Origin of the sequence: Desulfohalobium retbaense DSM 5692, from assembly GCF_000024325.1 — a bacterium.
Classification (GTDB): Bacteria; Desulfobacterota; Desulfovibrionia; order Desulfovibrionales; family Desulfohalobiaceae; genus Desulfohalobium; species Desulfohalobium retbaense.
In genome coordinates this window covers 505,689-528,373 of record NC_013223.1, presented here as the reverse complement: position 1 = coordinate 528,373, position 22,685 = coordinate 505,689, and the positions used below count along the sequence as shown (strand labels likewise).

The following is a 22,685-nucleotide window of genomic DNA, read 5'->3' as shown; positions in this document are numbered from 1 at the left end:
TACGCAGCCTGTGAGCGAGTTTTTCCTCGCCGCTGGGACCAATACCGATACCCCACCTTAGCACACCCACTTCTCCATGCGGGTATCGGTGTTGGGAACAACGGCGAGGAAGCTGTCTGAGCGAGCCAGGATGCGTGCCGTTCCCACCGGCGCAGATTCCTCAACCTCCTCGACTCCCGCAAAAACCAGCCGTCTGCGAGGCCCTTCCCGGCGGGTGGGAACGCTACGCAGCCTGTGAGCGAGTTTTTCCTCGCCGCTGGGACCAATGCCGATACCCCACCTTAGCACACCCACTTCTCCATGCGGGTATCGGCGTTGGGAACAACGGCGAGGAAGCTGTCTGAGCGAGCCAGGATGCGTGCCGTTCCCACCGGCGCAGATTCCTCAACCTCCTCGACTCCCGCAAAAACCAGCCCTACTGCGAGGCCCTTCCCGGCGGGTGGGAACGCTACGCAGCCTGTGAGCGAGTTTTTCCTCGCCGCTGGGACCAATACCGATACCCCACCTTAGCACACCCACTTCTCCATGCGGGTATCGGTGTTGGGAACAACGGCGAGAAAGCTGTCTGAGCGAGCCAGGATGCGTGCCGTTCCCACCGGCGCAGATCCCTCAACCTCCTCGACTCCCGCAAAAAACCAGCCGGTCTGGGAGGCCCTTCCCGGCGGGTGGGAACGCTACGCAGCCAGTGAGCGAGTTTTTCTTCGCCGCTGGGACCAATGCCGATACCCCACCTTACCACACCCACTTCTCCATGCGGGTATCGGTGTTGGGAACAACGGCGAGGAAGCTGTCTGAGCGAGCCAGGATGCGTGCCGTTCCCACCGGCGCAGATCCCTCAACCTCCTCGACTCCCGCAAAAAACCAGCCGGTCTGCGAGGCCCTTCCCGGCGGGTGGGAACGCTACGCAGCCTGTGAGCGAGTTTTTCCTCGCCGCTGGGACCAATACCGATACCCGCCCCGCCCTTCGCCTTACCTTGCCAACGGGGCACAATCATGCCAAGAAAATAGAAAAGAATTGCTGATCCTGCATACGAGGTTTCCTCCTGAATCCGCCAACCGGGCCGCGGTATTCCGCGCTCTACTGTCCAGGACACGGATTCAGGCCCCCTTCCTGGCTGCCCAAACGGGAGGCGCAATGTCTGCAAGCACCGTCAACAATCGCACCCAACTCCAGGCCTTTACTCCGGAACGGATTTACGACCCTGCCGAATTTGCTCCCTATATTGGCAAAGACAAAGTCGAGGGGCTGAAAAAACTGGCTGCTCCCCTGGAGGGGGCGGGATGGGCCAATGTCAATTCCACCCTCATCGGTGGCGGGGTGGCCGAAATCTTGCGCTCCGCCATCCCTCTGGGACTGGGACTGGGATTGGATGCCCGGTGGCACGTCATTCAGGGCAACGACGCCTTTTTCCAGGTCACCAAGAAATTTCACAACATGCTCCAGGGCATGGATCTGGACATCAGCCTGGACGAGATCTTTGACGCCTACCTCGGCACCATCGACCAGAACGCCCAGAACACCTTTATCGCCTCCGATCTGGTCGTCATCCACGACCCCCAGCCGGCGGCCATGGTCATGAACGGCTTTATTTTCGGCAATGTCCTCTGGCGCTGCCATATCGACACCTCTGAACCGAACCGGACCGTCTGGCGCTTTCTGCTCCCGTACATCAACCACTGCGCCGGGGCGATCTTCACCACGCCGCAGTTCGTCGGCCCCGGTCTGCAGATTCCACTCTACCAGATCACCCCGTGCATTAATCCGCTGACGGACAAAAACCACCAGTTCAGTGAAGAGGAAGCCCTGGACGTCTTGCGCCCTCTGCTCAACGAACACGATGTCGACCCCGAACGCCCCATCGTGGCCGCCATTTCCCGCTACGACATCCACAAAAATCAGGAAACAGTGCTCAAGGCCTTCCAGACTTACAGAGAACAGAGTGCTCCCGATCCGGCGCCCTACCTCATTTTTCTCGGCAACACGGCCACAGACGACCCTGAAGGCGACGCCATGCTGGCCCATCTCCAAGAGGTGGCGGGCGATGACCCCGATGTCCGTTTTTGGGTCAACGTCCCGGACAATGACCGTGTAGTGGGCGCTTTAAACCGCATCGCCAAAACCTTTGTCCACGTCTCAACCCGGGAAGGCTTCGGGCTGGTCGTTTCCGAAGCCATGTGGCAGGGCACCCCGGTTATCGGCTCGCGTACCGGCGGGATCGTGAACCAGATCCGCCACGGGGAAACCGGGTTCCTGGTCGATCCGATGGACACAGCCACGATCAGCAAACACCTCGGCACCCTTCTCGACGATCCGGACCAGGCCCAGCAGATGGGCGAACGGGCTCGGGAACACGTTCGCGAACACTTCCTGCTGCCCGAACTGGTCCGCCGCTATCTGATCCTTATCAGTTATTACACTGGACGGTGCAACGAACCGCCCCATTTCCGGCTCAACGACCTGAGCTACAGTGAGGTCATCTGCATCATGCGCCCACGCCACCCGGCCCTGAGCCGCTAAAGACGAGGGGAAGCGTCGCAATAACCAAAACATTCCGCGGCAGGCGGAGAGCCGACGGTGCCCTGCGTCAATACGATCGAGACATCCCAAGCCACCAAAATCATTACAACATCCCGCGGCAGGCGGGGGTCATACGGGACCTGCGAGCGAGTTTTTCCACCCGTTCTCCTCTTTTCTTCCCTGCACTACACCACCACCTTAAAGCGTGTCGGCGGGGGCGGTGTGAACGGGTGGAAGCTGTCTGAGCGAGCTAGGCACCGTCGGCTCTCCGCCAGCGCCCTGCGTCAATACGATCGAGACATCCCAAGCCACCAAAATCCTTACAACATTCCGCGGCAGGCGGGGGCCATACGGGACCTGCGAGCGAGTTTTTCCACCCGTTCACACCGCCCCCGCCGACACGCTTCCAACCACTCCCCCAACTTACCAGCGCGCCGCCAACGGCATCCGCCACCCGGTGCCAAAGGCACGATCGGTGATTTTGATGCCGGGCGGAGCCTGCCGGCGCTTGAATTCGGCCCGGCGAACCAAACGCTGCACCTCGCGGGCCATACCCGCGTCATATCCCGCCTCCACACATTGCTCCACCGAATAATGCCGGTCCACCAACAGCCCCAGCAGCCCGTCCAGGGTCGCATAATCGGGCAAGCTGTCCGAATCTTTCTGGTCCGGGCGCAATTCAGCCGAAGGGGCTTTGTCCAGAATCCGCTGGGGAACGACCTCACCGCGCTCCCTGTTGAGCCAACGACAAACCTCATAGACCAGGGTTTTGGGCATATCCGCAATCACGCCCAGCGCCCCAGCCATATCGCCGTAGATCGTGCAATAGCCCACGGCCAATTCGGATTTATTGCCCGTGGTCAGCAGCAGGGATCCATATTTATTGGACAAGGCCATCAGGAGATTGCCGCGGATTCGCGACTGGATATTCTCTTCAGTCACGTCCGGGGTATAGCCGGTAAAGGCCGGACGCAGGGTCTCTTCAAAGGCGTTCATCACCGGTTCGATAGGCAGGACCTGCTGGGCAATGCCCAAGGTGTCGGCCAGGGCCTGGGCGTCTTCAATGCTGGCGGCGCTGGTGTAGGGAGACGGCATGAGCACGCCCAGGACATTTTCGGCACCCAGGGCCTCCACGGCTACAGCCGCGCACAGGGCCGAATCCACCCCGCCGGAGAGGCCCAAAAGGGCTTTGGAAAAGCCGGATTTGCGGACATAGTCCCGCGTCCCCAGAACTACCGCGGCCCAGGCCTCGGCGGGGCGCTCGAAGTCGTCGGCTGGAAGCGGTCCTGAACCGGGGGTTTGTTCCACGATGACCAGGTCCTCGACAAACCCCCGCCCGCGGCCGATGACCTGCCCTGAGGCATCCAGGGCCAGACTGCGACCGGGAAAGACAAGATCGTCATTGCCGCCGACCTGATTGGCAAAATACAACGGCACTGCATACTTGTGTGCCAGAGAGGCGAACATCTCCTCCCGGACGCGGTGCTTGCCCAAGGAAAAGGGAGAGGCGGAAAGGTTGATCAATCCATCGATACCCTGCGTGGCGAGTTCCTCGACCGGGTCCGCAGGATAGCGGTGTTTTTTCCAGAAATCTTTATCATTCCAAGCATCTTCACAAATGGTCACCCCGAAGCGCCACCCATCAAGTTCAAATACACCTGGGCCTGGCCCGGGACTGAAATACCGGGTCTCGTCAAAGACGTCATAGGTCGGCAAAAGGGTCTTGGCGAAGACCTGACGCACCGCTCCTCCCTCGAGCAAGACCGCGCCGTTATAGACGCCTCCTTCAGGCAGTTCGGGCGCGTTGTCCGTGCGCAGTGGCGTTCCGAGGACAAAGGCCAATCCCGTCGGCAATCGTGCGGCCAATTCCTCCACAGCGCGCCACGCGGATTGGAGAACCGCTTCATTGAGGAGCAGATCCCGGGGGGGGTAGCCGGTGAGTGCCAATTCCGGGGCGAGGGCCAACCGGGCGCCCTGGGCAAAGGCCCGCTCGCCAGCTCGCACCAGCGCCTGCATATTGCCGTGGATATCACCGATAATGGGATTATTTTGGACAAGGGCCAAACGCATGTGCGGTTCTCCTCTCTGATTGTGGGCATGAAAAACGGGGTCCTGTAGATTCGTGACAACGGTCAGCAACACCGCCCTCCAAACCTGGCCGTTGCCCCCGGCCTGACGGATCCCCTTTTCTGACTGACCGAGCAACAACAGCACAGAACGGATCCCAAACAACCAAGGGCCAGGTGAGCCGGCATTCTCAAAAAACTCAATTTACTAACGATTCTATACCATTATACGGTCCTCAATGCACCACAGCAAAGACCCCCTCTGGTCCCCTCAAGAAGGGTTGAGTTGCGGCCGAGGTCCTGATAGCCAAGTCTGTGCTTTTTGCCCGGCGGTTGTCCAGCGCAGTGTGGCCGAGACCCCCATTGCCGGCAAGACGCGGGGCAAACAAAAAAAATTCTTGACAGCCCCGTTTTTCACTTGACACTGATCAATCAAACAGTTACTGGTTTTCTCGAACTGAATGCCCGTTCAAACAAAAAGGCGCGCCATGACAAAAAAAGAGGCCATTCTAAAAGCAGCAGAGGAGTTGTTTGGAGAGCTAGGATATACGGAGACCACCTTTAAGAAAATCGCCGCGCGTGCCGGAGTCGCCCTTGGTCTGGTGGCTCACCATTACGAGAATAAGGAAAAGCTTTTTATTGCGGCTGGTCTCGATGTGCTCTCCGACTTGCGCCAGAGTTTGCGCGAAGAGATGGCGAAGGCCAATAACGGCCTGGAGGGAGTTCTGCATTTCGCCCGGCGGTATCTAGAATTCTCTCTGGAAGAAGGCTCCCATTTCATGGTTTTGATCCGCTGTTCGCCGTTTAGCGACATGAAGGACAACGTGAACAAGGAGACCATCGGCGCCAAATTCACCGAACTCTACACCGATTTGCAAAACTGCATTGCTCTGGGCATTGAAGATGGATCCATCCATCCCGAAGTGGATCCGGAAACCACTTCGTATAATGTCCTGGCAAATCTGTCCGGTTCAGTCCGGACCCAGCTCCTGCACCCGTATGCGCCGCCCAAATTCTATCCCTGGGCCCTGCGCTTCATCGAACGGAGCCTGGCCAACGGGAACCATGCAGGAAATCCGCCGGAATAATTCAGGCTAAAAAAGGCCCGGGAAGGAGCACACCACCCGCAAGCACCCCTTTGCTTCGCCCTCCTTACCGTCCCCAATTGTCTCTGATCTCGGGCCTTTTTTATTATACAAGGGGCATGGCAGCCAGTCCCGCAAGCACCTGGCTGTCCCTCCAGCGCATCAAGGGCGTTCGGTGAATGGGCCGAACGCCCTTTTTCTTTGCTGTGAACGGTCCTCCTCCAGACATTGGACTCTCAACAGCGGCAAGACGCCTGCACTCCCTCCCCCCCCATTGCAATCCCTTCTATCTGCGACGCGTATGCAAACCACGCCCTGCTGATTCCATCACTCGTTACGTGACCGGCCCTCCCGGGAAATCCCGTAGTGTTTGAGCAGGGCGTAGAGCCTGGCCCGCGACAGCCCTGCCACCTCGCAGGCCGTGGCAATATCCGCACCGTGGGCGGCCATCAACGCCTGGAGATAGGTCTGTTCCACGCGGGCGATTTCGGTCTGCCGGTATTCGGAAAGAGGCGGCAGCCCGTCGGCTGGATCCAGGCCCGTTTCGGGATTGGACAAGGCTTCTGTTTCCTGGCGCACGGACTCCTTGGCCAGGTGGGCCCGGATCGCGGTCGGAAGATGCCGGGGGAACAGGGTGGGTTCCTGCCAGGCCGAAGACAGGCAGTGGGCCACGCAATTGACCAGTTCCCGGACATTTCCCGGCCATTCGTACTGCAGCAGGGCATCGAGAAACTCGGCGCTGTACCCCTTTTTGCTGATGCCCATTCTATTGCAGTATTTCGCTACATAATGACAGCACAACATCTCGATATCGCCCTTGATCCGGCGCAGTGGCGGCAGATCGACCTGGATGGATTTCAAGCGGTAGACGAGGTCCTGGCGGAACCCCCCCGCCGTCACAAGCTGATCGAGGTCGCGGTTGGTGGCTGCAACAAGCCGGAAATCGCTCTGCGCCTCCCGGGTGCCGCCCACCGGACGAAACCGCTTTTCCTGCAACACACGCAGGAATGTCTTCTGGATACCAAGCGGCAGTTCTCCCACCTCATCAAGGAACAGCGTCCCGCCATGAGCCACCTGGATCAATCCCTTCTGGGCTTTATCGGCGCCGGTAAACGCTCCGCGTTCGTGACCAAACAAGGTGCTCTCCACCAGATTCTCGGTCAACGCTCCACAATCGACGACGACAAAAGGGCCTTCAGCGCGGTTGCTGTTGACGTGGATGGCCCGAGCGAACAATTCCTTGCCAGTTCCGGTCTCCCCGGCAATAAGCACCGGAGACTCGGTATTCGCGCTCATGGCGATCACGTCCAGACACTGCACGAGGAGCGAACTTTCTCCAACAATGCCCTCGCGTCGCAGGGAAAAGGCGGGCATTTTTTGCCGCCTCTCGAAGCTCTCCACGGCCCGCTGCACCGGCAAACGGAATTTGTTCAAGGTGGGCGGCTTGGTGATATAACTCCACGCCCCGCTGCGGATAGCCAACTCCGCCCCGTCCGGATCACCGGCACCGGTCAGAATAATGATTTCAGGCGGCACCCGGTCGGTGCGAAACCCCTGCAGCGCCTCCAGGCCATTGCCGTCAGGCAGCCAGACATCGAGGATGACCACTGCATAGTCGTATTCCTGTTGCAACCGCCGCCCTTCGCCCAGAGTGGAGGCGCACATGACGGTATGCCCCATCCCTTCGAGAACAAGGCACAGGCTGCGACACAAAAACCGGTCGTCATCAACAATCAGGATCTGGGCCACACCATCCTCCTGTCAGCCCGTGTATCTCCGCCGCTGGTCACAAGGCCACGCCCGCTGACGCATTCCCCATTCGAGCGCGAGTCTCCCTGGTTCTGGAGATTGTTGTCGTGGCCCTTCGCAATGACGGACCCTTTTTGAAAACGCTTCTCCTTCGCTGGCCGGTGCCCGTCACTCGTTTATAAACGCCTCCGCCGGGGCCAGCGGCAGGTACAAAGCAAAAACACTGCCCTGACCGGGGGCGCTCTGCACGGTTACTGTCCCGCCGAGTTGGGTGATGATATTCTGGACCACCGGCAACCCCAATCCGGTGCCCAACCCGTCGTTTTTTGTGGTGAAAAAAGGATCGAAGACCTGGCTCAACACTTCCTCGGACATCCCCCGGCCAGAATCTTCAATGGCCAAACAAATATACGGACGGCCGACGTTGAGTTGGGGCTTGGTCCTGATGGTTTCCGGATCGGCCGTTTGGAGGACAAACCGCAAGACCCCCGGCCGCCGATCCATGGCGTGCACTGCATTGGTGCACAGATTCATGATTGCCTGGTGGATCTGGGTTGGATCGGCGACGATGGTGTCCTGCTCTGTATGCAGACGGTGTTCGATGCGCAGGGTCTCGGGCAAGGTCGGGCGCAGGAGCTTGCAACACTCCTTGATAATTGTGCTCAAGCGGAAAGGCACCGGCTGCTCTGCCTCCCGTCGGCGCCCCAGGTGGAGAATCTGCCGGACCAAGTGGCGGGCCCGCTCAGCGGCATCGTTGATTTCCTGGAGCAGATCTCGCTCCTCGTCACAAAGCGGAGATCGCTCCAGGAGGAGTTGGGCATTCAAGAGGATCGGCCCTAAAATGTTATTGAAATCATGAGCGATCCCACTAGCCAAGGTCCCAATGGCCTCCATTTTCTGGGCCGTACGCAATTGCCGTTCCAGCTGTTCCACCGGTCCCAGATCCCGCCACACGCTCACATACCCGAGGATAACCCCGGATTGACCACGTATTGGGGCCACGGTCTTCTCGACCCGAAACAACCGGCCGTCCTTGCCGGTATTGCGCGTCCGTCCGACCCAGATCTCGCCCTGGCTCAGCGTCGCTGAAATCGCGGCATACCAACGCCGCTGCTCGCTATCCTGGTACAGGACATCCAAAGGCAGCCCCTTGGCCTGCTGCTGGGAATATCCCGTCAGATCCTCAAAGGATTGGTTGACGTACTGGATGACCAGGTTTTCATCCATGATAAGCACGGCTTCAACCGCCTGCTCGATGGCCGTTCCCAGCCGGAGACGCTCCCGCTCCTGCTTGCGGGCCTGGGAAATATCGCGCATGCAGATCACCCGGCCCACCACCGAGGCGCAGGCGTCAAATAGCGGCTGGATACGGACATCAAAGACCAGCCCCGGCTCAATGCGGTCCTCATAGTGGAGCATCTCTTTCTGGTTCCGGGCCATGGCCAGGATCTGTCGCCGCCGCTGCCCGACCTCATTGTCAAAGAGGTCATACCACGGCCTGCCCCGCAACGTTTCTAACGGGGCTCCCCTTTGCACGGCCGCAGGGGCATTGAGCTCGACAACGAGATCCTCACTGTCCAGGACGTAGATGGCATCCGAGGTCGTCTCGAGCACCGCCCGCAAAAGATCAAGTCCATAAGTTTCAAGAAGCCTGTGTTGAGCCATCCATCCTCCTGCCAAACGCCACACCGCTCCAACGGATTTCCTCCGACCGCCCCTGATCCACCACGTCCCCTGCGCCCTTTGTCTTGTCGTACAAGACAGTTTCCCAGTTGGGCGAGACTCAACTGCACGAACTCGGTCTGGCCCCGGCTTTGACCTGCACCAACCTTACTGCCCCCCCCTGAGGGCGGGAAAAAGTTTTTGGTTCTTTGACGGATCCTGTGGATTTTTGGAGTTTGCCGTCTGAAATTCCATGCCCTGTGACGAAGAGCCAAGTTTTTTGACAGCCCTTTCCCCGAAGCTGTTCACGGAATCAGACCTCACTGTCCCAAGGAGCTCTTTAAGACAGTGAACCAGTTGAATTTGTTGTCACTTTGCTGTCAGCAAGAGTTCTCCAGCACTATGTCTCTATCGCGATCCCGGCAATAGCTTTGCAAAGTTCTATCTTGTCTAACAAGACATTTTCCTTTCCGGCAACCCAAATATCAACAAAAGCCGGAAGTCATCTTCTGCGCTACCTAAATAACAACATAAAATATATAGAAATTATTCTCCTGGTATCTTTTTTGAATACTCTACAATAGCGAATGGCGCCAAAAGACACAGCACAGTGTGCACCAGATGCACGCTCCCAGGAACACACCCGCTCAGCAATGTCACCTACATGGGGAACACGCATGGCTTCCTTTTTCGACTTGCTCAGAGACATCATCCACCCTGGATATTGCCGCCGTTGCGGCGGGTGTGTCGCGTTTTGCCAGGCCAACAATTACGGGGCCTTGGAAACAAGTCCCGAGGGGTGGCCGCAATTTCGCAACGCGGAACGGTGCCTGGAATGCGGCGTCTGTTATCAGATCTGCCCGGCCACGGGACAGTTGACCGCAGAAACCCGCCGTCGCGTGGCCTGGTCAGCTCCCATCGGCCGGGTCATGGACAGTGGCGTATTTCGCAGCACTGCCTCCTCCGCTGCCACGCACCCCGACGGCAAAGTCGGACTGGGGCTTATCGAACATCTGTTTGCCACCGACCGGATTGACGGCGCCGTGGTTTTGCCCACGGACCATGTCTTCAACAAAGCCTCCCAACTGGCCAGGACCCCGGACCAGCTCCGGGCCCTGGACGACAAAGGCCTGACCACGTCCCAGGTCCGGGCGGCGGCCTCGTCACTCGAGGTTTTGGGGTCAGTGCGCAAAACCGGGCTGCGCCGGGTCGCCTTCATGGGCACCCCCTGCCAGGTGGAAACAGTGCGCAAAATGGAAATCCTGGCCGTGCCTCCTGCCGAGCGGCTCTATTGCACCATCGGGTGCTTTTGCGACGGCGACTTTCTGCTCGGTCCCGCCCAGCAGGACCGCTTGGAAAAACTCGGCTTCTTCCGCTGGAACGATGTGCGCCATATCACGTTGCGCGACCATCTGGAATTCTGGCTCGCCGAGGGCAAAACCCGGGACATCCCCATGGAAGACCTGGATTTCATGCGCCGCTACGCCTGCCGCTTGTGTACTGACTATTCCGCACAATTTGCGGACCTCGCCGTCGGCGGCACGGGGGCCCCGCATGGATGGAGTACGGTCATCGCCCGAACGCCCCTGGGCCAGGCCATTCTCAGTGAAGCCAGGCAGACCGCATTGGAACCATTCAACGGGACCGCAGCTTCCCAGACCCGGCACAACGCCTTGTACACCGTCTGCCGGCTGGCGGAGCGAAAACAGCACCGGGCCCTGCACAGCAGCAGGGCGGCAATGTGACCTCAGCGCAAGGAGAGGAGTCCATGGCTGTCAAAATCGGAGTCTATGTCTGCCACTGCGGCACGAATATCGCCAGTAAGGTGGACTGCCCTGAGGTAGCGCGTTTCGCCGCTGGCCTGCCCGGCGTGGTGGTGGGCCGGGACTATAAATTCATGTGTTCCGATCCGGGGCAGGACATGATCATCAAAGATATTCAGGAACTCGGCCTTAACCGCGTCGTTGTTTCCTCCTGCTCGCCGCGCCTGCACGAAAAGACCTTTCAAAAGGCGTGTCTCCGAGCCGGGCTCAACCCCTTTCTCTTCCAGATGACCTGCATCCGGGAACATTGCTCCTGGGTCACTGCCGATCCGGCCGAGGCCACTCGCAAGGCCAAGCACCTCGTGGCCGCAGCCGTCAATCGGGTCCAGCGCCACGCCAAACTCTACGCCCGGCAGGAACACGTCCATCCCGATGTCCTGGTCGTCGGCGGCGGCATCGCCGGCATCCAGGCCGCCCTGGATGTGGCCAAGTCCGGACACCGGGTCCACCTGGTGGAAAAAGCCCCGTCCATCGGCGGGCACATGGCCCAATTCGACAAGACCTTCCCGACCCTGGATTGCGCGGCCTGCATCTCAACCCCCAAAATGGTCGCCGTGGCCCAAGAGCCGAACATCAACCTCATGACCTACGCGGAAGTCCAGGAAGTCAAAGGGTTTGTCGGCAATTACGAGATCACCGTCCGCCAGCACCCCCGGTACATCGACGCCACCAAGTGCACCGGCTGTGGGCTGTGCCTGGAAAAATGCCCGACCAAGGTTCCCAGCGAATTCGAGGAAGGACTGGGCATGCGCAAGGCCATTTACCGCTATTCCCCGCAGAGCGTCCCGGCCACCCCGGTCATCGATGCCGACCACTGCCGCTTTTTAAACGGCAAAAAATGCCAGGTCTGCGCCAAATTCTGCCCCTCTGAGGCCATTGATTTCAGTCAAAAACCGCAAGACGTCGTCCTCGAAGTGGGCTCCATCGTCCTTGCCACAGGGTACGACGCCTTTGATCCCGCCGGGCTGGAACAATACGGCTACGGCCGCCTGGACAATGTCTACACTGCCTTGCAATTCGAGCGCCTCAATAACGCTGTCGGTCCCACCGGCGGCAAAATCCAGCTCAAGGACGGCTCCGCGCCCCAGAGTGTGGGCATCGTCCACTGCGTCGGCAGCCGCGACACGCATTACCACGAATATTGCTCCCGGGTCTGCTGCATGTACGCCCTGAAATACGCCCACCTGATCAAGGACAAGGTCGGTCACGACGTCGCTATCTCCAATTTCTACATCGATCTGCGGTGTTTTGGAAAAGGGTACGAAGAGTTTTCCCGCCGGGTCCAGGAAGAAGGAGTCACCTTCATCCGCGGTCGCCCCGCCGAAATCACCGACGAGGCCCAATCCCCCGCCGAGGACGGCAAGCTCGTGGTCGTTTGTGAAGACACCTTGCTCGGCCGCAATCTGCGGGTGCCCGTGGACATGGTCATTTTGTGCACAGCCATGGAGGCGGGGCGGGATGCCCCGGAGCTGGCCCGGCTTTTTGGCATCAGCCAGGGGCAGGACGGCTTTTTCCTTGAAGAACACCCCAAACTCGGACCGGTGACCACGGCCACAGACGGTGTCTTCCTGGGCGGATGCTGCCAGGGTCCCAAGGATATCCCGGACGCGGTCTCCCACGCCTCCGGGGCCGCGGCCCAGGCCCTGGCCCTGGCCACCCGCGGCGAAGTGGCCATCTCCCCGACTACAAGCTGGATCGACCCGGATATCTGTATCGGCTGCCAGGTCTGCATCGGGCTGTGCGCCTACAGCGCGATCACTTTTGATGCCCGCCGGGGCGTGAGCGTGGTCAACGAGGCCCTGTGCAAAGGATGCGGCAGCTGCGCCGGGTATTGCCCGAGCGGCGCGGCCCAGATCAAACACTTCAATCAGCAGCAGGTCTTCGCCGAACTCGAAGGCATTCTGGAGCCCGCTGCACCGCCACCCCCGGCCGAGGAAGAAGCACTCGCCGCGGAAAAAGGGGCCTCATAACGTCAACGGCCCGGGAGGAGCATTATGAGCGATTTCGAACCGACCATTGTGGCTTTCGTCTGTAACTGGTGCACCTACACCGCCGCCGACCTGGCCGGGACCTCGCGCATGACCCAGCGCCCCAATGTCCGGCTCATCCGCATGATGTGCACCGGCATGGTCGATCCCAAATACATCATCAAAGCCCTGCTCAGCGGCGCGGACGCGGTTCTGGTCAGCGGCTGCCATCCCGGGGATTGCCACTATATCAACGGCAATTACAAGGCGCGGCGCCGGGTCAAACTGCTCAAGGAGATGCTCTCGAACTTCGGCATCGATCCCCGCCGGGTCCGGCTGACCTGGGTCGGGGCCAGTGAGGGCAACGAATTCGCCGCCACGGTCAATGCCCTGGTCGAGGAAGTCCGGGAACTCGGGCCCTGTCTGGCCCAGCCCCTGGCGGTTTGAGCACACGGGACACAACGTTTCGAGACAGAGTTCATCCACATTGAAGCGATACGAGGTGGAACATGGCCACAACAGCACGAATCGACGTCAAGGACCAGGGACCGCTGGGGGCCATACGGGAACTGGGACACCATATGCTCGAAAGCGGTGACATCCAGGCCCTGCTCGTGGCCAAGCGCTTGCCGCGCCAGGGCAGTGTCATGCCCGCCCTGATCAGCGACCCCGCCGAACTCGAAGAGGCCGACCCCCTCTCTCCGGCCTTTCCGCTCAACGCGGCCAAGCTCGTCTCCCGCCTGACCAAAGGGGAAACCCGGGGACGTATCGGGGCCATCCTCCGGCCGTGCGAGATCCGGGCCTTCGTGGAGCTGGTCAAACTCAACCAGGGCAGCATGGAGGATGTACTGCTGCTGAGTCTGGATTGTTTCGGGGCCTTGCCGAACAACGAATACAGCGCCCTGGTCCGCCAGGAGGGCACCGCAGCGCTCACCGAGCGTTACCTCAAAGCGGTCCAGGAAGGGCACGAGACCGTCACTGCAACCTTCCCTCTCGCTCCAGCCTGCGCGATCTGCGAACACCCTGTGGCCGAAGCGGCGGACCTGCACATCGGCCTGGCCGGCGTGGATCTCTCCAAGCACCTGTTGCTCCAGGCCAACACCGCCCGCGGCGAGGGGTTGCTGACCCGGCTCGGCTATCAGGACTGCCCGGAGCCCCCGGCCCACCGGCAGGCCCTGGAAGGGTTGCGCAGCAGCAAAAAGACCGCCCGCGACGCCTGTTTTGCCGCCACCCAGGAGGCCACCACCGACCTGGACAAACTCTCAGAGTACCTGGCCGGCTGCGTCAACTGCTACAATTGCCGCGTGGCCTGTCCGGTCTGCTATTGCAAGGAATGCGTCTTCGTCACCGACGTTTTCGACCACCGGCCGACGCAGTATCTGGGCTGGGCCAACCGGCAGGGGAGCCTGAAACTGCCCACGGACACGGTTTTTTTTCACCTGACCCGTTTGGCGCACATGTCCCTGTCCTGCGTGGGCTGCGGCCAATGCTCGAACGCCTGTCCCAACAACATCCCGGTCATGGAACTTTTCCGCACGGTGGCCCAGAACACGCAGAACGCCTTCGGATACGTCCCGGGCCGCAACCCCGATGAACCGATACCGCTGTCTGTCTTCAGCGAAGAGGAATTCGAAGAAGTCGTCGACCACCTGGCCTGAACCCAGGCAATCGGGAGTCCAATCCTCGGCAAGGAGCTGGATCATGCCCACACAAGAATACGCAGCCCTCGTGGTTGGAGCCGGCATCGGCGGCATTCGCGCCGCCCTGGATCTGGCCGAAACCGAACACAAGGTCCTCTTGATCGACAACAAACCCCACCTCGGCGGGTTGCTGGCCCAATTGGACTATCAATTTCCCAGCGATCATTGCGGGATGTGCAAAATGCTCCCTCTGACCGAGCGGGACGATTCGTCCCAATTCTGCCTGCGCAAGGGACTCTTCCACCGCAACCTGGACATCCTGCTCTCCAGCCGGTTGACCAGTCTGGAGGGGGAACCCGGTAAATTCCAGGCCGTGGTCAAGCAGCAATCCTCTCTTGTGGACGCCCACAAATGCATCAGCTGCGGGCAATGCAGCACCGTCTGCCCGGTTCGCATCCCGGACACCTTCAACGCCGGACTCGGTGAACGGGCAGCCATCTATCTCCCCGTGCCACACAACATCCCCAACCAATACGTGGTCGATCTCGCCCACTGCACCCGCTGCTGGAAATGCGCCGAAGCCTGTCCCACCGGCGCGGTGGATTTCAAATTCGCCGAACGCGCGAACTTCCCTATCCTCGTCGCCCACCAGGACAGTTCCCTGCGCCAAAGTATCGACCAGTCCTTGGCCGATGAGAATTTTCCCCTGCACTGGGCGACGACAGGCGAAGAGGCCCTGCGGATGGTGGAACAGGAGACCTCTCTGGGCCTGGTCCTGCTCGACAGCACCTTTGCCGATGTCACCGCCCAGCGCGTCCTGCAGCGCGGCCTGGAAATCCATCCCGATCTCCAGGTCGTGGCCATGGCCCCGGAGTCGGTCGCCGAAGCAGCGCAGGCCCTTGTCGCCAATGGCGCCCGGACCACCCTGGCTACGCCTCTGACTGACGATTTTCCCGGCTGGCTGGACAAGCTCTATCTCCGGATCACCTCGGAAACGAGCCACCAATTGGAGGTCGGCGCGGTCATCCTGGCCGGGGGGTTCGAGTGTTACGACCCCGCTCCGGTCCACGATGTCCTCGGCTACAAAGACCATCCGCAAGTAGTGACCAGTCTGGAATTCGAACGTTTGCTCAGCTCCACCGGCCCCTGCGGCGGAGACCTGCAACGGTCCGACGGGAAGCCGGTGCAGTCCATCGCCTGGCTGCAATGCGTCGGTTCCCGGGACCGGCAGAAAAACGCGGACTATTGCTCCTCGATCTGCTGCATGTTCGCCATCAAGGAGGCCCTGCTGGCCAAAGACCATGCCCGAGACCAGATCGAGACGACTATCTTTGCCATGGATGTGCGCACCTTCGGCAAGGGATACCAGCGCTACCGCGATCACGCCGAGCAGGAACGCGGCGTCCGTTTTGTCATTGCCCGGCCGCACTCCATCATCCCCGACGGTCACGGGGGGCTTCTCCTGCAATACATCGACGAAAACGGGCAACCGCAAAACGCCGAGTACGATATGGTGGTCCTGGCCACCGGCGCCAAACCGCCGCAAGACATGCCCGGTCTGATCCAGGCCACGGGCATTGAATGCAACGAATTTGGCTTCTGCCGTACCGACGCCCTGGCCCCGACCCGGACCAGCCAATTCGGCGTCTTTGCCGCCGGGGCCTTTGGCGAACCCAAAGACATCGCCGACACCGTGATCCAGGCCAGTGCCGCAGCCCTGGAGGCTTCCCGCCTGATCTACCTCTACGCCGCGCCCAAGCGGTGGGAAAAAGAGCCTGAACCGACCTACCGCCGCGTCGAGCAGGAGGCGCCGCGAACCCTCGTCGTCCTCTGCGACGCCTGCCCGACACTGGAACAGAGCGTGGACATGCCCACGCTCACCGAGCAATTACAGCAGATGTCCTCGGTCCAGGAAGTCGTGCGCATTCCCCAGGCCTGCACTGAAGCCGGGTGGCAGCGCATCGAGGACCAGGTCCGCCAGAGCGCGCCCAACCGCATCGTGCTTGGGGCCTGCCTGCCGTACGCCCACGTCCCCCGCTTGCGCCAGTTGGGCCGGACCGTGGCCCTGGACCCGGCCTTCATGGAGGTCGTGGACATCTACACCCCGACCTTTCCGGATATGCCGCTGACCTCTGAGCAGCGGCTGCGGGAAATTGTCTCCAATCTCGGCATGGCCGTGGTCAAAGTCCAATCCGCTTCCCCCACGCCGCTGCTCAAACCGGTGCCGGTCACCCCCAAAGCCCTGGTCGTCGGGGCGGGCCTGGCCGGGATGACCGCGGCCATGGCTGTGGCCGACCACGGCATGGATGCCTATCTGGTCGAAGAGGGTGACAGCTTGGGCGGCACCGCCAACCGGCTGCGTTCGACCCTGGAAGGCTCTGATCCGGTGAAATACATCCAGGATCTCTGCGAGCAGGTCCAGAAGCACCCCAAAATCACCCTGCTCACTGAAAGCCGGATCACCTTGTCCATGGGGCGCGCCGGGCAATTTTTGAGCGCGGTCCAGACCGAGGCTGGCCAGTCCCTGACCATCGAACACGGCGCCACCATCCTGGCCACCGGCGGCAAGGAGGCCAAATCCTACGCCTACGGGTACGGAACCCGCAAAACCATCTTCAGCCAGCTGCAGTTTGAAGACAAACTCGCCACTGGCGCGATCGATGCCGGGGCCTTGTCCGGGGTGGTCATGATCCAATGCGTCGAATGCCGCGAGGAACCTCGGAACTATTGCAGCCGGGTCTGCTGCGCCACCGCGGTCAAAAACGCGATCACCCTCAAGCGACGCAACCCGAAGCTGCCGGTCTACATCCTGTACCGGGACATGATGACCTACGGGTTCAGCGAACACTCCTACACCGAAGCCCGGCGGCTGGGAGTCGTCTTCATCCGCTACACCCCGGCGCACAAACCGCAGGTCGAATGCATGGATGACGACCGGTACCGGGTCACGCTCACCGAACCCATTTTGCAACGCCCCTTGGAGATCCACGCCGATCTGCTCGTGTTGGCCACCGGGATCGTGCCCAATGAGGTCGAAGAATTGAGCGAAATCTTCCGTGTCCCGGTGGACCAGGACGGCTTTTTCCAGGAGGCCGAATCCAAATGGCGGCCCGTGGAATTTCTGCGCCAGGGCGTCTTCGTCTGCGGACTGGCCCGGGCGCCCGGCAACATGCGCGAGACAGTGGCCTCGGCCAAGGCCGCGGCCCAGCGGGCCCTGCGTCTGTTGACCCACGACCGGATCGCCGGGGGCACGGTGACCGCCGAAGTGCGGCACAGCCTCTGCTCGTTGTGTCAGGCCTGCGTCAACGTCTGCCCCTACGGGGCGCGGAGTCTGGATTGGGAGAACGAACAGATCGTCGTCGACGAAATCCTCTGCCAGGGATGCGGGGCCTGCACTGCAGTCTGCCCGAACAGTGCAGCAGTCCTGCGTGGCTTCCAGGACGAACAGGTCCTGGCGGAAATCGACGCCTCTCTGGGGGTCGTCCCCTGACCGGAGTGGTTGTCCAGAAAGCGTTTCAGGCGCGTGCCCGGTCACAGGCAGGGTTCCGGCTGCCAACGAGAAGTTCAGGAGAAGTCCAATGACCACGACATATTCCGGTTCGCACGAAGACGCCGCTCTCCAGCAGCTCCAGGACATGGTCCAGGCCTGCATGCAATGCGGCACCTGCAGCGCCTCCTGTCCCAACAGCGGGGCCATGGATCTGACGCCCCGACAGGTCTGGCGGCTGGTGCTCCTCGGCCAGTTCGAGGACATCTGGCACAGCCACACCTTCTGGCTCTGCTCCAATTGCTACACCTGCACCCTGCGCTGCCCGCGCGGCCTGCCGCTGACCGAAGCCGTGAACACCCTCAAACGGCTGGCGCCGCGCGAGACGCTGCACGATCGGCGCCAAGCCGCGTTCTACGAGGTCTTTATGGACAATGTCCGCCGCTACGGCCGGGTCCAGGAAATGGACATGATGCTCCACTATTTCTGGGCCATGCGCGATCCCCGGGTGCCGATGGCCTTCACCCCCCTGGGGACCAAGCTCCTGCGCCGCGGTAAAGTCCACCCCGGCCATCCCCGCGTCAAAGGCCTCGGCAAATTGGACCGGCTTTTCGCCAAAGCCCAACTCATGGAAGGTGCCCCATGCGCTACGCCTACTACCCCGGATGCTCCCTGACCGCCACGGCCAAGGAATACGACACGTCGACCCGAGCCCTGTGCGCCCGTCTCGGGATCACGCTGGAGGAGATCCCGGACTGGACCTGTTGCGGTGCCAGCGCGGTTGAGCCGGTCAGCCAATTGCTGACCCATGTCCTGCCGGCCCGCAATCTGGCCCTGGCCGAAGGCCTGGACGAAAACGAGGGGGTCCTCATCCCGTGCAGCGCCTGCTACCTGAACCATCTGCGGGTGGAAATGGAAGACGCTCCTGTCCCGGAACGCAAACGGCGGGTGAACACGGTCCTGGCTGAAGAAGACCTGGTCTACGACGGAGACCACCCGGTCGTCGTTCACCTGCTGGAAGTTCTGGGACGCCCAGAGATCCTGGAGACGTTGACGACCGAGACGACGTCGCCCCTCAACGGCCTGCGGATCGCCCCGTACTACGGTTGCCAGATCCTGCGCCCCTTCGCCCGCTTCGACGACCCGGAAATTCCCACGAGCATGGAGCCGATCCTCCGGGCCGTGGGAGCGGAGATCCATCCCTGGCGCCTGGGCAATGCCTGCTGCGGGGCCTCACTGATGACCACGCACAAGGAGGTCGCCCTGCACAATGTCGGACGCATCCTCCACAGCGCCCAGGGCGCCGACGCCGTGGTCACCGTCTGTCCCATGTGCCAGCTCAATCTGGAGGGATTTCAAAAAAACGCCCTGCACCGCTTTCCCGACGACGAGCCGCTACCGATTCTCTATCTGCCGCAATTGATCGGACTGGCGCTCGGCCTGACTCCTGGGGAGGTGCAGTTGAACAAGAATCTCCACGCCGGAGAGTTTGTCCACGGATTGGCGGGCCTGGTTCCGGAAAAGCAGCCGGAGGCGGACGCCGTCTCCTGAACGCTTTCGAAGACGGGCTTCGCCAAATCAATGAAGAGAAAGCGAAGCACGCGGCCCAGCCTCAAATTTTCGGCTCTTCGTCACAGAGCATGGAATTTCAGACGCAAAAGTTTGCCGTCTCTTCTGTGTGCTTCGAGCGAAAGGCCCGCACATTTTCTTGGTCCCGCCAAAAGGGGGAAACCGGACCGCGAACTGAATGCTCCCAGACGGATTCCGATACAACAAGGGCCATCTTCGACACCTGGAGTTCTGTTCCACTTGAGAGTCCGGAGGGGGCAAGGATCCCCCTTTGGCGGGATTGAGAAAATACCGGGCCGAAAGTGGGCACACAGAAGAGACGGCAAACTCCAAAAATCCACAGGATCCGTCAAAGAACCAAATTTTCGACCCTGTTTTTGGCTCCGGCCCGGGGCAACCACCGATCCCAACCCTTTGACCACAAGGGGGTATGACCATGTTTAAGGACATCGTTCTCGCCGCCACCTCGTCGCAGGTCACCGAAGCCGCTGCCGATGCAGCCTTCGCCTTTGCCCGGAAACACGATGCCCGACTCATTGTCACCCATGTCTGTGGCTTGCCCTCGCCTGGGTGGGGAGCCATAGAGCACATGATTCCATCGGGAGAAGTCGAGCGCATCAAGAAACAGATCCAGGAATACTACGGCGAACGGACCTGCGATCTGGAGAATTGCTGCTACGAAGTTATCCCCGGCGTCCCGCACAGCGAACTCCTGCGCCTGGCCCGCAAAGTCAACGCGGACCTTATTGTCATGGGCACGCACACCAAGGAGTTTGCCGAGAAGCGGGCCAAGATGTGGGGTATGGCCGGCTCGACCCTGGAACGTGTCAGCCAGAAGGCGCGCTGCCCGGTCATGGTCGTCTCCCGGCCGGTGCCCGAGACTCGCATGGACTTCAAAAACATTGTCGTGGCCACGGATTTCTCCTACCAGGCCGAGTGCGCCATGCTCTATGCCGGGCAGATGGCCCGCCAATACAAGGCGGCCCTGCACGTCTTCCACGTCCTGGAAAACGGCTCCGCCGGCAAGATGGCCACGGACCAGGAGATCGACCGGGTCAAACAGCGCATGGCCGATGAGTTTGATGAAAAGCTCAAAGGGGTCCAGGAATACCACTTTGAAACCTGGGAAGGCACGCCGGCCATGGAAATCCTCAAGTTCGCGCGCCTCAAGGACGCCGATCTGATCATCATGGCCCACCACTCCAAGGAAACCGACCCGGAAAAGGCCTATCTCGGCTCCACGGTGGCCCAGGTCGCCTTGAACGCCAGCTGCCCGACCATGAGCGTCAACCGCCACTTCGACCTGCGGTGCGCGCTGTATGATTAAGCGAAAGGCAGAGCACGTTATGTCAGAGGCCAGCAGCTCCTTCATACCCGCGGGCGGCGACAGGCCGCCCGCGTTATCCGGCCCGGCGCTGAAGCGGTGCCACACCCCCAACCATGTGGACAGGCTCTGCAACGCATTGTAGGGTCATATAGCCTGTAGTGGAAGACACCCAGCGCCCCGCCGACCCGCCAGGAGGCCGACCATGCTCGAAAACGCGAATACCACTCCGCCGACGCCGGGCCATCACCCGCCCCATGTATTGGACGGTCCCCCCGTCTCGACCTTCACCGCTGCCCTGCGGGACCTCCTCCCCGAGGCCGGCGGACTGGATATGTGTCTGACCTGCGGCCTGTGCGCCTCCGGGTGCCCCGCTTCCGGTCTTGAGGGGCTTGATCCCCGCAAATTTCTACGTCTTATCGCCCTGGGGCTGGAGGAGGAGGCCATCAACTCCCCCTGGGTCTGGATGTGCACCATGTGCCAGCGGTGCATCAGGGTCTGTCCCATGCAAATCGACATCCCCCAGCTTGTCTACCAGGCCCGGGCCCGGTGGCCCCGCGAGGACCGACCCAAGGGCATCCGCGGCTCCTGCGATCAGGCGATCAACAAGGAGACCAATTCGGCCATGGGCGCCGGGGCGGAAGACTTCGAATTCGTAGTCGCCGATGTCCTCGAAGAGATCCAGGAGAACCAGCCTGACTGCGCTGAACTCCAGGCGCCGATGAACAAGAAGGGGGCCTACTTTTTTCTCAACCAGAACTCCCGGGAGCCGGTCACCGAACCCGACGAGATGGTCCCGCTGTGGAAGATCCTCAACTACGTCGGCGCGGACTGGACCTATTCCTCCGTGGGCTGGGCCGCGGAAAATTACTGCATGTTCCTGGCCGATGACGAGGCCTGGGAATCCATTGTCCGCAACAAAGTCCAGGCTGTGGAGAATCTCGGGGCCAAGGTCTGGCTCAACACCGAGTGAGGCCACGAATTTTACGCGGTCCGGGCCGGACTGCACAAATTCGGGATCACCCCCAATTTCGAACTCGATTCCATCATTCGCTGGTACGCCCGCTGGATCCGCGAGGGGCTGCTGCCGGTGAATTCGGACTGGAACAACGATCTGGGCATCACCTTCACCGTCCAGGACCCCTGCCAGCTGGTCCGCAAATCTCTGGGCGATCCGGTGGCCGAGGATTTGCGCTACGTAGTCCGTTCCGTGGTCGGCGAAGCCAACTTCCGGGAGATGTACCCCAACCGCTCCAACAATTATTGTTGCGGCGGCGGGGGCGGCTTTCTCCAGTCCGGGTATACCGAAGCCCGACATGCCTACGGACAGCGTAAATACGAACAGATTATGGCCACGGGCGCCCAATACTGCATCGCGCCCTGCCACAACTGCCATTCGCAGATCCATGACCTGAGCGACCATTTCCAGGGCGGCTGGCACACCGTGCACCTCTGGACCCTGATCTGCCTCTCCCTGGGCATTCTTGGCGAAAACGAGCGGGAATATCTGGGGCCGGAACTGGCCGAAGTCGCCCTCCCGTCCCCAAGCACTGAGCCGTGAAGGGCAGTTCAACTGACTGTTGAGAAATTTCGTAGTACGCAGGTCGTTCAAAAATCCCAAGGGACGGCGACAAAACGTTCAAGGTCGCAGCGTACTTAGCCGTAGGTACAAGTTTGAACGTATTGCAGCTGTCTGCCATGGGGAGATATTCAACGGCCTGCCAATCTTGACAGGATCGAAGGGGCCAGGGTAAGGGCAGGCTATTGTTCATCCGATCAGTATAGAAGGAAGGAG

Annotated in this window: 15 protein-coding genes; 11 read left to right on the top strand and 4 right to left on the bottom strand. The window is 60.9% G+C overall.

The window, feature by feature from the left end:
• Positions 1-57: 57 nt before the first annotated feature.
• A complete protein-coding gene (locus DRET_RS13800) occupies positions 58-288 on the bottom strand; it encodes a hypothetical protein (protein ID WP_015750883.1) in 231 nt (76 codons plus the stop codon).
• A gap of 847 nt (positions 289-1,135) precedes the next feature.
• Between DRET_RS13800 and DRET_RS02115 the strand changes: the two genes are divergently transcribed.
• Positions 1,136-2,518 carry a glycosyltransferase gene (locus DRET_RS02115; RefSeq protein ID WP_015750882.1) on the top strand — a complete coding sequence of 461 codons (1,383 nt, stop codon included), beginning with the start codon at positions 1,136-1,138 and terminating at the stop codon, positions 2,516-2,518.
• 423 nt (positions 2,519-2,941) lie between these two features.
• Here DRET_RS02115 and DRET_RS02110 read toward each other — a convergent pair whose 3' ends face one another.
• The gene (locus tag DRET_RS02110; protein WP_015750881.1) at positions 2,942-4,588 is read right to left on the bottom strand and encodes an NAD+ synthase; all 1,647 of its coding nucleotides are present in this window, start codon (positions 4,586-4,588) and stop codon (positions 2,942-2,944) included.
• A 484-nt stretch (positions 4,589-5,072) separates the two neighbouring features.
• On the opposite strand from DRET_RS02110, the gene DRET_RS02100 reads away from it, so the two are divergent.
• Positions 5,073-5,672: a TetR/AcrR family transcriptional regulator gene (locus DRET_RS02100; RefSeq protein ID WP_015750880.1), complete on the top strand. Its 600-nt coding sequence runs from the start codon at positions 5,073-5,075 to the stop codon at positions 5,670-5,672.
• A gap of 324 nt (positions 5,673-5,996) precedes the next feature.
• Here the strand turns inward: DRET_RS02100 and DRET_RS02095 are convergent, their stop codons facing one another.
• Together DRET_RS02095 and DRET_RS02090 are read right to left on the bottom strand one after the other, a co-directional pair.
• Positions 5,997-7,418 carry a sigma-54-dependent transcriptional regulator gene (locus tag DRET_RS02095; protein WP_015750879.1) on the bottom strand — a complete coding sequence of 474 codons (1,422 nt, stop codon included), beginning with the start codon at positions 7,416-7,418 and terminating at the stop codon, positions 5,997-5,999.
• Positions 7,419-7,586: 168 nt separating this feature from the next.
• Entirely contained in the window at positions 7,587-9,083 is a 1,497-nt protein-coding gene (locus tag DRET_RS02090; protein ID WP_015750878.1) for a PAS domain S-box protein, read from the bottom strand.
• Positions 9,084-9,757: 674 nt separating this feature from the next.
• Between DRET_RS02090 and DRET_RS02085 the strand changes: the two genes are divergently transcribed.
• The 9 genes from DRET_RS02085 to DRET_RS13245 all read left to right on the top strand — a co-directional run bounded on the left by DRET_RS02085 (position 9,758) and on the right by DRET_RS13245 (position 22,451).
• On the top strand, positions 9,758-10,825 hold the full coding sequence (locus DRET_RS02085) for a Coenzyme F420 hydrogenase/dehydrogenase, beta subunit C-terminal domain (RefSeq protein WP_015750877.1): 1,068 nt from the start codon (positions 9,758-9,760) through the stop codon (positions 10,823-10,825).
• Between the two features lie 23 nt (positions 10,826-10,848).
• Entirely contained in the window at positions 10,849-12,873 is a 2,025-nt protein-coding gene (locus DRET_RS02080) for a CoB--CoM heterodisulfide reductase iron-sulfur subunit A family protein (protein WP_015750876.1), read from the top strand.
• Positions 12,874-12,897: 24 nt separating this feature from the next.
• Positions 12,898-13,317 carry a hydrogenase iron-sulfur subunit gene (locus DRET_RS02075; protein ID WP_015750875.1) on the top strand — a complete coding sequence of 140 codons (420 nt, stop codon included), beginning with the start codon at positions 12,898-12,900 and terminating at the stop codon, positions 13,315-13,317.
• 62 nt (positions 13,318-13,379) lie between these two features.
• Positions 13,380-14,528: a 4Fe-4S dicluster domain-containing protein gene (locus DRET_RS02070; protein ID WP_015750874.1), complete on the top strand. Its 1,149-nt coding sequence runs from the start codon at positions 13,380-13,382 to the stop codon at positions 14,526-14,528.
• 43 nt (positions 14,529-14,571) lie between these two features.
• Positions 14,572-18,000 carry an FAD-dependent oxidoreductase gene (locus DRET_RS02065; protein WP_015750873.1) on the top strand — a complete coding sequence of 1,143 codons (3,429 nt, stop codon included), beginning with the start codon at positions 14,572-14,574 and terminating at the stop codon, positions 17,998-18,000.
• 88 nt (positions 18,001-18,088) lie between these two features.
• Positions 18,089-18,673, top strand: coding sequence for a 4Fe-4S dicluster domain-containing protein (locus DRET_RS02060; RefSeq protein ID WP_015750872.1), 585 nt, complete (start codon positions 18,089-18,091; stop codon positions 18,671-18,673).
• On the top strand, positions 18,640-19,548 hold the full coding sequence (locus tag DRET_RS02055) for a CoB--CoM heterodisulfide reductase iron-sulfur subunit B family protein (protein ID WP_015750871.1): 909 nt from the start codon (positions 18,640-18,642) through the stop codon (positions 19,546-19,548). Before DRET_RS02060 ends, DRET_RS02055 begins: the two co-directional genes overlap by 34 nt.
• Positions 19,549-20,002: 454 nt before the next feature.
• Positions 20,003-20,893 (top strand): universal stress protein, encoded by an 891-nt coding sequence (locus DRET_RS02050; RefSeq protein ID WP_015750870.1) that lies wholly within the window; start codon positions 20,003-20,005, stop codon positions 20,891-20,893.
• A gap of 202 nt (positions 20,894-21,095) precedes the next feature.
• Positions 21,096-22,451, top strand: a complete 1,356-nt coding sequence (locus DRET_RS13245; RefSeq protein ID WP_015750869.1) for a (Fe-S)-binding protein — start codon at positions 21,096-21,098, stop codon at positions 22,449-22,451.
• Positions 22,452-22,685 lie beyond the last annotated feature (234 nt).

What these genes read in the sequence shown, in the direction of transcription:
- DRET_RS02115 (WP_015750882.1), top strand. Translation starts at nt 1,136, where the DNA reads ATGTCTGCAAGCACCGTCAACAATCGCACCCAACTCCAGGCCTTTACT.
- DRET_RS02110 (WP_015750881.1), bottom strand. Translation starts at nt 4,588, where the DNA reads ATGCGTTTGGCCCTTGTCCAAAATAATCCCATTATCGGTGATATCCAC.
- DRET_RS02100 (WP_015750880.1), top strand. Translation starts at nt 5,073, where the DNA reads ATGACAAAAAAAGAGGCCATTCTAAAAGCAGCAGAGGAGTTGTTTGGA.
- DRET_RS02090 (WP_015750878.1), bottom strand. Translation starts at nt 9,083, where the DNA reads ATGGCTCAACACAGGCTTCTTGAAACTTATGGACTTGATCTTTTGCGG.
- DRET_RS02085 (WP_015750877.1), top strand. Translation starts at nt 9,758, where the DNA reads ATGGCTTCCTTTTTCGACTTGCTCAGAGACATCATCCACCCTGGATAT.
- DRET_RS02080 (WP_015750876.1), top strand. Translation starts at nt 10,849, where the DNA reads ATGGCTGTCAAAATCGGAGTCTATGTCTGCCACTGCGGCACGAATATC.
- DRET_RS02075 (WP_015750875.1), top strand. Translation starts at nt 12,898, where the DNA reads ATGAGCGATTTCGAACCGACCATTGTGGCTTTCGTCTGTAACTGGTGC.
- DRET_RS02070 (WP_015750874.1), top strand. Translation starts at nt 13,380, where the DNA reads ATGGCCACAACAGCACGAATCGACGTCAAGGACCAGGGACCGCTGGGG.
- DRET_RS02065 (WP_015750873.1), top strand. Translation starts at nt 14,572, where the DNA reads ATGCCCACACAAGAATACGCAGCCCTCGTGGTTGGAGCCGGCATCGGC.
- DRET_RS02060 (WP_015750872.1), top strand. Translation starts at nt 18,089, where the DNA reads ATGACCACGACATATTCCGGTTCGCACGAAGACGCCGCTCTCCAGCAG.
- DRET_RS02055 (WP_015750871.1), top strand. Translation starts at nt 18,640, where the DNA reads ATGCGCTACGCCTACTACCCCGGATGCTCCCTGACCGCCACGGCCAAG.
- DRET_RS02050 (WP_015750870.1), top strand. Translation starts at nt 20,003, where the DNA reads ATGTTTAAGGACATCGTTCTCGCCGCCACCTCGTCGCAGGTCACCGAA.